The following is an 11,409-nucleotide window of genomic DNA, read 5'->3' as shown; positions in this document are numbered from 1 at the left end:
GCCCTCGCCGATGCGCCTTTTACGCGCGGCATCGAGGTCTTTGCGACTTTTTTACGCGCGCGTCGGTACGCTCCTCGCTCCAGCTTCGCTTACCGACGCCTCATGCCAGATGCCCTATTTCAAAGCAGGTCCGAGCCCGCGCTCGAACGCAGTGAAGCACCGACGCAGCCGAGCTTGTGGACCCGGTTCGCGGCATGGGTCGATGCCTGCAGGCGGCCGCAGGACATGACGCTCCACTGGACCTGCTGCGGCACTCCGATGCGCGACCCCGCCGAAGCCTATCTGGGCCGCGTCGAGTCCTCCGAATTGACGATCAGTTCCTGCACCCATTGCGGCGCGCTCTGGCTGGGCGTCTGCTCGGTGGCGACCACCGTGATGCGGTCGGAGCCCTTGTCGCGGACGGACGCGGAAGCCTTCCTCGCCGCAAGCCCGGGCAACGAACGCCGGGCGATGATGCACGCGTGGCTGGAGCGGCACGCAAGATCAAGAGCGGCCAGGCGCTAGCGCGGGGAGGCACGCTGGCATACTTCGGGCTCCAACAGCCTGCCCTTCCCCCCCCCGCAGACCCCGTCGCAAGAGTTGCACTCCCGCATGAATGGCACCGCTCCCCAACTTGCCGTCGTTGAAGAGCGCCGCGCATTCGGTTGGGTCGACGGCCTGGTGATGCTGGCCCTGCTGGGCGCGCTGTGGAGCGCATTGCACTTCGGCAAGGGCATGCTCGTGCACTTCGATCCGACGGCGGTGCCGCGGGTCGACAACTCGCCGAGCCTGATTCCCTATTACGCGGGCCGCACCCTGCTGCGGATGTGGATCGCGTTCTGCTTCTCGCTGATCTTCGCCGTCGGCACCGGCTATCTTGCCGCCAAGAGCCGGAGGGCTCGCGCCCTCATCCTGCCTGCGCTCGACGTTCTGCAGTCCGTGCCTGTCCTGGGCTTCCTGTCCGCCACGGTGACCGCTTTCATGGCGCTGTTCCCCGGCAGCCTGCTCGGTGTCGAGTGCGCGGCGATCTTCGCCATCTTCACCGGGCAGGTCTGGAACATGGCCTTCGGGTTCTACCACTCGATGGTGACCATTCCCACCGACATGCAGGAGGCGGCGTCGACCTATGGCCTGAGCCGCTGGCAGCGCTTCAGGACCGTCGAGCTGCCGGCATCGGCCCACAGCCTGATCTGGAATTCGATGATGTCCTTCGGCGGCGGCTGGTTCTTCGTCGCCCAGAGCGAAGCCATCAGCGTGATGAACAAGGACATCAAGCTGCCCGGCCTGGGCTCCTACATGGCGCAGGCCATCGAGCGCGGGGACAACACGGCAGCCCTGTGGGCGGTGGTGGCCATGATCGCCCTGATCCTGGCCAGCGACCAGCTGGTCTGGCGGCCGATGCTGGCGTGGGCGGACAAGTTCAAGATCGAACTGACCGAGTCCGCGACGCCCGCGACCTCGTGGGTCTACGACCTGCTGCGCGGTGCCTACCTGTTCACATGGATCAACGATCGGCTCTGGCAGCCCCTGAAGGACAAGCTGTTCCATGCGCCGCATCCGACCGCGCGCGTTCCCGCGCGGCTCAAGGCGGCCGGCAGGAAGCTGCTGCTGCGGACAGCGGGCGCCCTGCTCGCGATCTGGATCGGGTACGAGGTCCTGGCGGCCCTGGGCGCGGCCGTGGTCGCGCTGCACGGCGCGCTCACCCTCTCCATCTTCGGCAACATCGTCTGGCTCGGATTCCTGACGGCCTTGCGCGTCGCCGCCATGACGGTGCTGGCCACGCTGATCTGGACGCCGGTCGGCGTGTGGATCGGGTTCCAGCCGCGCGTCGCGCGCTTCGCCCAGCCCCTGGCGCAGATCGGCGCGTCGTTCCCCGTGAACATGACCTTTCCGATCGTGGTCGGATTCTTCGTCGCCAGCCACATCACCCTCAACTGGGGCAGCATCCTGCTCATCGCGATGGGCACGCAGTGGTACATCCTGTTCAACGTGATCGCCGGCGCCATGGCCATCCCGAACGACCTGCAGGAGGCCGCGCGCGTCTACGGGCTGCGCAACTGGAACCTGTGGCGCACGCTGATCCTGCCCGCGATCTTTCCGTTCTGGGTCACGGGCGCGTGCACGGCCGCGGGCGGTGCGTGGAACGCCAGCATCGTGGCCGAACTCGCCACCTGGGGCGACACGACCCTGAAGGCGGATGGCCTGGGCGCATACATTGCCGCCGTCACGAAGACGGGTGACACGCCCTTGATCATCGCGAGCATCGGCGTCATGTCGATCTTCGTCGTGCTGATGAACAAGTTCATCTGGCGCCGCTTGTACGCCTTCGCCGAGCGCCGATTCAGACTCGACTGACCATGAATACACCCACGCCCATCCAGGAAGCGGCCGCGCCGGTGGCCCAGCTCTGCGCCGTCACCAAGACCTTCAGGACCGCCGGCGACCACGAACTGAAGGTGCTCGACAACATCGACCTGGCCGTCAACCAGGGCGAGTTCCTCGCCTTGCTGGGGCAGTCCGGTTCCGGCAAGTCGACCATCCTGCGCTGCCTCACGGGCCTGATAGAGCCGACATCGGGCCGAGCGCTCGGAAACGGCAAGTCGCTCACCGGCGTCAATCCCGACGCCTCGGTCGTCTTCCAGACCTTCGCCCTGTATCCCTGGCTGACGGTCGAGCAGAACGTGGCCGTGGGCCTCATGGCGAAGAAGCCCGGCCGCGCCGAACGCGATGCCGCGGTCGATCGCGCCATCGAGCTGATCGGCCTGGGCAACTACCATAAGGCCTTCCCGCGCGAGCTCTCGGGCGGCATGCGCCAACGGGTCGGCATCGCGCGGGCGCTGGTGTCCCAGCCCAAGCTGCTGTGTCTCGACGAAGCCTTCAGCGCGCTGGACGTGTTGACGGCGGAGAACCTCCGGCAGGAGCTGATCAGCCTGTGGCGCAGCCCGGGCGGCGGGCTCAGCTCGGTCTTCATGGTCACGCACAACATCGAAGAGGCGGTGGAGATGGCCACGCGCATCGTGGTCGTGTTCCCGCGCCCGGGGCGCATCGGCCTCGTGCTGGAAAACAAGCTGCCCTATCCGCGGGACACCAGGCACCCCGAGTTCCAGCGACTGGTCAGCGTGATCCACGAGTCCATCACCACGATGACGCTGCCGGACCTGCCGCCCGAGACGCCGGTGACCGGCCAGCCCATCTCGCGCGCGCGCACCCGGATGGAATCCATCCCCCTGGTGCCCGTGGCCCAGATCCTCGGCCTCATGAGCATTCTGAGCGACTCGCCCGACCTGTCCAACATCTACGACATCTCCGACGAGATTGGCAAGGAGTTCGGCGAGACGATCGCGATCATCAAGGCGGCCGAGATCCTCGACCTGATCGATACCCCCCGGCAGGAAGTGCGCTTCACGGAATTGGGCCGCAGGTTCGTCGCCGCGGACCGGCTCGGAAAACGCGCGATCTTCGAGGAGCAGGTCTTCAAGCTTCGGCTCTTCCACATCATCATCGCGCTCCTCAACGAGTACGAGGAAGTCGAAGCCGAGCGCGTGATCAGGGACATCGGCAGCGCCCTGCCCTACGACAATCCCGAGAAGACATTCGAGACGATGATCGCCTGGGGCCGCTACGCGGGCCTGATGGACTACAACGCGAAGACCGGCATGGTGTTCGTCCCGCAGGATGAGGACGCGGCCGAGGACACGCACACCTAGCGACCGACCTTCGAAGCGATGAGCTCGGCCAGGCGCTGGCGGCGCACGCAATTGCCGAAGCGAAACGACTCCGCGAGCGCGACGGTGGTCTCGTCGTCGACACCGGTGAAGCATTCCCCGAAGTCGTTGATCATCGGCTCGGCCAGGAGGATGCTGCGGACCAGCGTCTGCACCCAGCGCTGCTGCCCGAAGGGAAACGGATCGAAGCGAGGATATTCCCTGGCGAAGACCTCCTCGATGGGGGCCAGGATGTGGCGGATCGACACGTCGGTGGTCCCCCAGCTGTCGACCCCCAGGCGCGCCTTCTTCTCGACCACAGGCTTGATTCGCCGCAGCCACGCCGAATCCGGCGCGGTGGAGACAAGCCCCTCCCCGCCGATATCCTTGTAGGCCCAGATCGACCAACTCGCGCCATGCGCCTCATAGATGTCCAGTTGGTCGGACAGGAGCTTGTACTTGTCTTCGTCCCGCACGGGGTCATTGGCGAAGACCGGTCCGAACTCGCCGATCCAGATGGGCGTGTGGGTCTTGCGCATGAACTCCGTGCGCTTGAGGAACGTCTCCTCGACGTTCGCGCGGTCGACGTAGATGCATCGAGTCACGCCAGGATACGGTCCGCCAAATACCATTCCGGGCGTCTTGTAGTCGTGCGCGGAATACACCGTATTGGGATAGACCTCGGCGCCCTCGAACGCCGTGAATTCGGTCCCGTAGCGGTTGCCGTCGAGAAAGATGACGTGATGCGGATCGATCGATCGCACGGCCGCGACGACCCGGTCGTAGAACGGCTTGAACCTGGCCCCGCTCGCGTCTCCGGGCTCGTTCATGATGTTGTAGCCCGCGACCGTGGCGTTGCCCTTGTACCGGTCCGCGAGCTTCTCCCAGATGTTCACCGCGCGGTCCTGGAAGTGCCGGTGCACCCAGAACTGGGCGTGATGGGTCGGATTGTTGCTGTGCCAATCCATGTTCTGGCAACCCGGCAAGGCGTGCAGGTCAAGGATCGCGTAGAGCCCGTTGCGCCCGCAGATGTCGACCACGCTGTCCAGCAGACGGAAGCCGGCCTCCTTCATCTCGAACGGCCGGTCGTCGTCCTCGAAATGCAGGTAGTTGAAGGGCACGCGAACATGGTTCATTCCCAGCGAGGCGAGGTAGCGCGCGTCGTCGTCGGAGAAGAAAGCCGCCATGAAGCGTTCGAAGAAGAGTTCGTAACGCGTGTCGCCAAGCGCGCGCAGCAGCGCCCCGCGCTGCAAGGATTCCGTCGCCGGGAACCCGGTGAGGAAGTTCTCCATGTTCAGGAAGCCGCCGATGTTGTAGCCGCGCAGGACAACCGGCTTGCCGGAGGCGTCGATCAGCCGATTGCCGCTGACGGTCAGGAAACGCTCGCTGTTCATCGCCATGCTCTCCGAGGAAGATCGAACTGTTCGGCTCGGCATCCGCGCGCCCGCTAGGGCTTGCGCGGCCGGTACGCATCGACCAGCCAGTCCATCGTCTTGTCCTTGGCTGCATCGATGACTTGCCGCTGCGGGTGCGCGTCGAACCAGGCCATCATCTCTCGCGCGCCCTCGGCGAAGCTGGTGGTGCAGACGAAGTCCGGCACCAGGCGGCGGATCTTGCTGTTGTCGAAAACGAGGCTGTGCGCCATGTCGCCGAGCAAGGCATCGCCCCAATCCTTGTCGGCCGCCGCGATCGCGTCGGAGGGCACGTGCACCATCTTCGGCTCGTGCACGCCGGCGGCGCGCGCGAGCGTCAGCACGATGGTGTTCCAGCAGGGTGCCTCGTCGGAAGTGATGTGGAAGCTCTCGCCATGGGCGCGCGGATTGGCGAGCAGCCCGACAACGCCCTTGGCGAAGTCGCGTGCATGCGTCAACGTCCAGAGCGAGGAACCGTCTCCATGAACGACGACCTCCTTGCCGGCTCGCATCCGCGCGATCGATGTCCACCCGCCGATCATCGGCACGACGCCCTTGTCGTAGGTGTGCGACGGACGAACGATGGTGATCGGGTAGTTCTCTTCGCGGTAGGCGTTGACCAGCCTGTCCTCGGCCTTGATCTTGTTCTGCGAGTAGGCCCAGATCGGGTTGTGGAGCGGCGTCGATTCCAGGACGGGAAGCCGGGCGGGCGGCGTCTGATAGGCGGACGCCGAACTGATGAACATGTACTGGCCCGTGCGGCCGCGGAAGAGATCGAGATCCTGACCAACGTCCTCGGCCGTGAAGGCGACGAAGTTGACGACGGCGTCGAACTCCATTCCCTTGACCGCCGCGCGGACGGATTCCGGCTCGCGCGCGTTGCCCTGCAGGAAGTGCGCGCCATCGGGGACCGGCCGCGCGGCGTTCTGCCCGCGATTGAGCACGTAGACCTCGAACCCCTTGCCGATCGCTCCCTCGACGCAGGACCAACTCAGGCGCCCCGTCCCGCCGATGAAAAGAACCTTCTGCGCATTCATGGATGTTGCTCCCTGTATCGGCCCACTGCTCACTTCCCGCTGGTCAGGATGGTCGCGTACCGCTCCATCGCCTCGTCGGTCTTCATGTCCGTGTTGAAGTATTCGCTCAAGAGGTCGACGATCGAGCCCATCGCGTCGGACGAAATGATCAACGCCGAATTGCGCACCACATTGACCCCCTTGCCGTAGGTGCCGGCGCCGATCTGCACGCATTGGTCGAAACCGGTATTGCCCACGACAGGAATATCGGTTCGCGGCGGAATGGAGCCGTGCTTGAGGTTGAAGTCGAGCTGTACCGGCTGCGACATCGTGACCTTGGCAAGCATCTTCTGCGCCTTTTCGGCCACCGCGTCCTTCTGCTTCGGGAAGGCCAGTACATCGCCGGTCAGAACGAAGATGCCGCCCGGCAGCCCGCAGCCGAAATCGACGCCCGGCTTCTTGCCGGCCGCCTCGAACTCGGCCTTTCCCCAATCGCCCAGAATCTGCATGCCGGCCTGGCCGGATATCACGAGATTCGTGGTGGCCTGCCAGGCTCGCCCATTGCTGCCCTTGTCGATGTAGTTGCCCAGGCGCCTGAAGGTTTCGAACACCTTGCGCTGCGTGGCATCCTTCATCGCCTTCGGGTCCCTCTGAACGTAGACGGCCTGCCAATGGTCCTTGCCGCCGACCGCGGACATCACGGCGTCCCAGGTCCAGCGGTATTGCTGCGCATTGCCGCCCAGCGCCAACGGAATGACGCCGCTGGCTTTGAGCTTGTCGAGCGCGGCGAAGAAATCGTCGTTCAACTCCGTCGGCGGCTGGTCGATTCCGGCCTTCTTCAGCACCGGGATGTTGTAGTACAGCCGGTTCATGCTGGTGATGTCGATGGGTGCCAGATACACCTTGCCATTGAACGAGATGCCGTCGAGGATCTCCTTCGGCAGGACCTTGGCCCAGCCTTCGGCCTGAGCCACGTCGTCGATGTCCTGCAGCTGCCCCTTCTTGAGCAGGTCGTCGAAGATCCGCGAGAAGGCGAACTGGCTTGCCGTCGGCGGGTTGCCGCCGACGATGCGATTGACGGTCATCGCCATCACGTTGTTGCCGGTCGGCACCGGCGTGTTGATGAACTTGCCGCCGGCGGCCTCATAGTTGTCCGCCAGGACCTTCAGGATGGGGCGTTCCCCCGCCCCGGTCCAGACGTTGATGAGTTCACCCGGGACAGGATCCGCCGCGAGCGACGCATGGCCGCCCGCGAGGGCCGAGATCGCCGCGAGTGCCGCGAAGATTGTGCGTGTCTTCAATTTGCATCTCCTAGGGTTGTCAGTGCTCCACCGATTGCTCTTTGACCTGCCACGCGCCCTGCGTTGTCAGATCCGCTCCTGCGTTTGCTCGTCGAACAGCGATACCCGGTCCGACGCAAAGCCGACGTCCATGCTTGCGCCGACTCTGGCGGCGATGCGGGCGTTGGTCTTGATCGCGATGCGCGAGCCGGCGAGCGAAGACCACAACAGGGTTTCGCTGCCGAGCGACTCGCGCAACGCGATATCGGCGGTCCACCGGAAGTCGCTCGCGGCGGCTTCATCGGCAGGCACGATGTCTTCGGGACGAATTCCGAGCGTGGCAGGGCGGCCGATGGCGGCTTCCGAGGCGAGGGGGTAGTTCGGCAACGGCACGGTCATGTCGCCGCAGCGCAGGGCCAAGCCTGCGCCCTCCCGCACCAGCTGCCCCGAAATGAAGTTCATCGGGGGCGATCCGAGAAAGCTCGCCACGAAGCGATTGGCGGGACGGTTGTAGACCGTGTCAGGATCGGCGAGCTGCTGGATGACGCCGCCGCGCATCACCGCAATGCGGTCGGCGAGACTCAGGGCCTCGATCTGGTCGTGCGTGACGTAGACCGTGGTGTTGCGCAGCCGCAGGTGCAGTTGCTTGATCTCGACGCGCAACTCGGCGCGCAATTGGGCGTCGAGGTTGGACAACGGTTCGTCGAACAGGAACACGTCGACTTCGCGCACCAGCGAGCGGCCGATCGCCACGCGCTGGCGCTGCCCGCCCGAAAGCGCCGCGGGCCGGCGATGCAGCAGCGCAACGAGCTCCAGCAACTCGGCGGCCCGCATGACCCGCGCATCGATCTCGCGCTTCTTCATGCCGGCGACACGCAGCGAGAACGCGAGATTTCCGTAGACGTCCATGGCTGGATAAAGGGCGTAGGACTGAAAGACCATCGCAATGCCCCGATCTTTCGGCTCGGCCCAGGTCACGTTGCGGCCGCCGATCCAGACCTGGCCATCGCTGACGTCCAGAAGGCCCGCGATGGCATTGAGAAGCGTCGACTTGCCGCAGCCCGATGGCCCGAGCAGAACCAGAAACTCTCCTTGCTCGATCTTCAAGTCGATGTTCTTGAGCACCTCCACGTTGTTGAACATGACGGAAAGCTGGCGTGTCTCGATCTGGCCCATCCTCAACCCTTTACGGCACCGGCCGCGATGCCGCGCGCAAACCACTTGCCCGAGGCGAAATAGATGATCAGCGGGATGAGCGCTGTCTGCAGCGTTGCGGCCATGTCCACGTTGTATTCGTGCGCGCCCATTTCGGCGGTGACCAGCAGATTGAGTTGCGCCGTCATTGGCAGGTTGTCCCGTCCCGCGAAAACCAGGCCCAGCAGGTAGTCGTTCCAGCTCGCCGTGGCCTGCCAGATCACCGCCACGATGATGATCGGCTTGGACATCGGCAGGATGATCTGCAGGAAGATGCGCCAGAATCCCGCGCCGTCCACGCGGGCTGCCTTGAACACCTCGATCGGCAGCCCGGCAAAGTAGTTGCGGAACATCAGCGTCATGATCGGCAATCCGAAGATCACGTGAACCAGGATGACCCCGGGGAGCTTGCCGTACAACCCGAAGAACGCCGAGATGCTGATCATCGGAAAGACGAAGACCTGGTACGGAATGAAGATCGCGAACAGCGTGATGCCGAACATCAGGTTCGCGCCGCGGAATCGCCAGAACGACATGCAGTAGCCATTCACCGCGCCGAGCAGGACCGCGAGGAACACGCTCGGCACGACGATCTTGACCGAGTTCCAGAAGCCGACGTGGATGCCGGCGCAGTCGAGGCCGATGCACGCGCTGGACCAGGCTTTGACCCACGCGACAAGGTTCGGGGCAGCGGGCCAGCCGAGCGCACTGCCGCCGCGAATTTCCGGCATCGTCTTGACTGCCGTCGCCGCCATGATGTAGATCGGCACCAGGAAGAAGATCGCCGAGAGCGCCAGGAAGACGTAGATCGCGATCCGCGCGGGCGGGAAGCGCCGCGGCATCGGGCCGGCGGCGTGGTCGGGAAAGGTCGTTGCAAGTGACATGGCACTCACCCGGTTCCGGCGGCGCGCCGCCGCAGTTGCCAGGCCTGCCAGATCAGCAGGGGCGCGGCGATCGCGATCGTCGTCAGGAGCATGGTCGCCGCGCCCGCGGCGGCCAGGCCGATGTTCGAGCGCTCGAACAAGTACTCCATGACGAACTTGGAAGGCACATCGGTGGCGATGCCGGGACCGCCGCCGGTCATGGCGACGACGAGGTCGTAGTTCTTCACCGCGCCCGTTCCGAGGAGCGCGACGCTCGTCAGGATCGAGGGCAACATCATCGGCGGCACCACGCTGAGATACACGCGCCAGGCTGGAATGCCGTCGACCCTGGTGACCTTCCAGATGTCTTCATCCACGCCTCGCAGGCCGGCCAGCATCAGCACCATCACAACGCCTACGCTCTGCCACACCCCCGCGATGACGATGGTGTAGATCGCCATGTGCCGGTCGGCGATCCAGTCGAACACGAAGCCCGTCCAGCCGAGATTGCGCACGAACGCCTGCAAGCCCAGTTCCGGATCGAGGTACCACTTCCACACCTCTCCGGTCACGATGAACGAGAGCGCATGAGGGCAGAGGACGACGGTGCGGAAGAAGTTCTCCCCTTTCACACGCTGGTCGATGAAGATCGCAAGCAGGTAGCCCAGGATCAGGCAACTGAAGATATAGAACGCGCCGAAGACGAACATGTTCTTCATCGCGATCCGCCAGCGATAGTCGCCGAACAGGCGCCCCCACTGGTCGAAGCCCGACAGGTTCAGGTCGGGAATCGACTGGGAATCGGTGAACGAGACATACACCGTCCACACCAGGCAGCCGACGTAGATCACCACGACCGTCAGGATCATGGGCAGCATCGCGATGATGGGCGCCAACCTTGGCCTGCGCGTGATGGTGTTGCTCCGCATTCGAGTGGCCGCCTGTGCTCTCGATTCGTTCGCGCCGCAGCTACACCGTCGAGCCGCGCTTCGCCGACGACTGCAGCGGGGCCATGGGCCTGCGTGAATTCATCGGCGTCTCCATTAGTTTTATGGTCGAACAAATGTGCCACAATGCATTCGGGCAGGTACTAGGGGATGTACCAACCCGCCGGCCGGCCATCCCTGCCCTGCCCTGCAGACTTCATGCAGCTCGTTCAGAAAGGAAGAACGCGATGCCAGATCGACCCCTATTGCTTGTCACCGGTGGAAGCCGTGGCATCGGCGCCGCGATTTCGAGGCTCGCGGGCGCGAGCGGCTTCGACGTCGCCGTGAACTACAGGCAGGATGCGCAAGGAGCGGCGGGTGTCGCCGCGGAAGTGATGAGATCGGGCGGCCGCGCCATCGCCGTCCAGGGCGACATGTCGAAAGAGGACGATGTCGCGCGGGTGTTCGACACCATCGATGCGCAGCTCGGACGCCTGACCCACCTCGTCTACAACAGCGGCATCACGAGCAGGATGTCGCGCGTCGACGCGATGCGGACGCAGGACTTGCGCGATGTCTTCGACGTCAACGTCATCGGCGCCTTCCTTGCCGCCCGTGCCGCGATTCCGCGCATGTCGACGAAACAGGGTGGCAAGGGCGGCGCGATGGTGTTGATCTCCTCGATCACGGCGACCCTGGGCGCGCCCGGCGTCTATGTCTGGTATGCGGCCTCCAAGGGAGCGATCGACACCATGACCAAGGGCCTCGCGCTCGAGCTCGCGGACGACAACATTCGCGTCAATGCGGTGACGCCCGGGCTGACCGACACCGGTGTCAACACAGCCGAGCGGATCGCGCAGGTGGTGCCGCTGATTCCGATGAAGCGCATCGGCGCCCCGGACGAGATCGCGCAAAGCGTCGTCTTCCTGCTCTCGGACGCGGCCTCCTACATCACGGGCGCCAATCTGCGCGTATCCGGCGGCCGCTGACGCGGCGCGCAGCGCTGCATTGAGCCCGGCGAAGCCGCGAGGGCCG

10 protein-coding genes are annotated in these 11,409 nt (G+C 64.8%); 4 read left to right on the top strand and 6 right to left on the bottom strand.

All coding sequences use genetic code 11. The features are described 5' to 3' along the window. The first annotated feature begins 225 nt into the window (after positions 1-225). From AC1DNF_RS16295 to AC1DNF_RS16285, 3 genes are all read left to right on the top strand, one after another. Positions 226-504, top strand: coding sequence for a hypothetical protein (locus AC1DNF_RS16295; protein WP_478149645.1), 279 nt, complete (start codon positions 226-228; stop codon positions 502-504). An 87-nt stretch (positions 505-591) separates the two neighbouring features. Continuing rightward, the gene (locus AC1DNF_RS16290) at positions 592-2,334 is read left to right on the top strand and encodes an ABC transporter permease (RefSeq protein ID WP_478149644.1); all 1,743 of its coding nucleotides are present in this window, start codon (positions 592-594) and stop codon (positions 2,332-2,334) included. A 2-nt stretch (positions 2,335-2,336) separates the two neighbouring features. Next, positions 2,337-3,686, top strand: coding sequence for an ABC transporter ATP-binding protein (locus AC1DNF_RS16285; protein WP_478149643.1), 1,350 nt, complete (start codon positions 2,337-2,339; stop codon positions 3,684-3,686). Here AC1DNF_RS16285 and AC1DNF_RS16280 read toward each other — a convergent pair. From AC1DNF_RS16280 to AC1DNF_RS16255, 6 genes are all read right to left on the bottom strand, one after another. Further along, the gene (locus AC1DNF_RS16280) at positions 3,683-5,077 is read right to left on the bottom strand and encodes a glycoside hydrolase family 5 protein (protein ID WP_478149642.1); all 1,395 of its coding nucleotides are present in this window, start codon (positions 5,075-5,077) and stop codon (positions 3,683-3,685) included. The genes AC1DNF_RS16285 and AC1DNF_RS16280 overlap by 4 nt on opposite strands. Positions 5,078-5,130: 53 nt before the next feature. After that, positions 5,131-6,132, bottom strand: a complete 1,002-nt coding sequence (locus AC1DNF_RS16275) for an NAD-dependent epimerase/dehydratase family protein (protein WP_478149641.1) — start codon at positions 6,130-6,132, stop codon at positions 5,131-5,133. A 29-nt stretch (positions 6,133-6,161) separates the two neighbouring features. Continuing rightward, positions 6,162-7,412 carry an ABC transporter substrate-binding protein gene (locus tag AC1DNF_RS16270; RefSeq protein WP_478149640.1) on the bottom strand — a complete coding sequence of 417 codons (1,251 nt, stop codon included), beginning with the start codon at positions 7,410-7,412 and terminating at the stop codon, positions 6,162-6,164. Between the two features lie 66 nt (positions 7,413-7,478). After that, positions 7,479-8,567 (bottom strand): ABC transporter ATP-binding protein, encoded by a 1,089-nt coding sequence (locus AC1DNF_RS16265; protein ID WP_478149639.1) that lies wholly within the window; start codon positions 8,565-8,567, stop codon positions 7,479-7,481. Positions 8,568-8,569: 2 nt separating this feature from the next. Then, positions 8,570-9,469, bottom strand: a complete 900-nt coding sequence (locus tag AC1DNF_RS16260; protein WP_478149638.1) for a carbohydrate ABC transporter permease — start codon at positions 9,467-9,469, stop codon at positions 8,570-8,572. Positions 9,470-9,474: 5 nt separating this feature from the next. Beyond that, on the bottom strand, positions 9,475-10,377 hold the full coding sequence (locus AC1DNF_RS16255) for a carbohydrate ABC transporter permease (protein ID WP_478149637.1): 903 nt from the start codon (positions 10,375-10,377) through the stop codon (positions 9,475-9,477). A gap of 245 nt (positions 10,378-10,622) precedes the next feature. On the opposite strand from AC1DNF_RS16255, the gene AC1DNF_RS16250 reads away from it, so the two are divergent. Next, the gene (locus AC1DNF_RS16250; RefSeq protein ID WP_478149636.1) at positions 10,623-11,363 is read left to right on the top strand and encodes an SDR family oxidoreductase; all 741 of its coding nucleotides are present in this window, start codon (positions 10,623-10,625) and stop codon (positions 11,361-11,363) included. The last annotated feature ends 46 nt before the right edge of the window (positions 11,364-11,409 follow it).

Source organism: Variovorax sp. 01T432, assembly GCF_056398605.1.
This window is presented reverse-complemented; position numbering and strand designations above follow the sequence as displayed.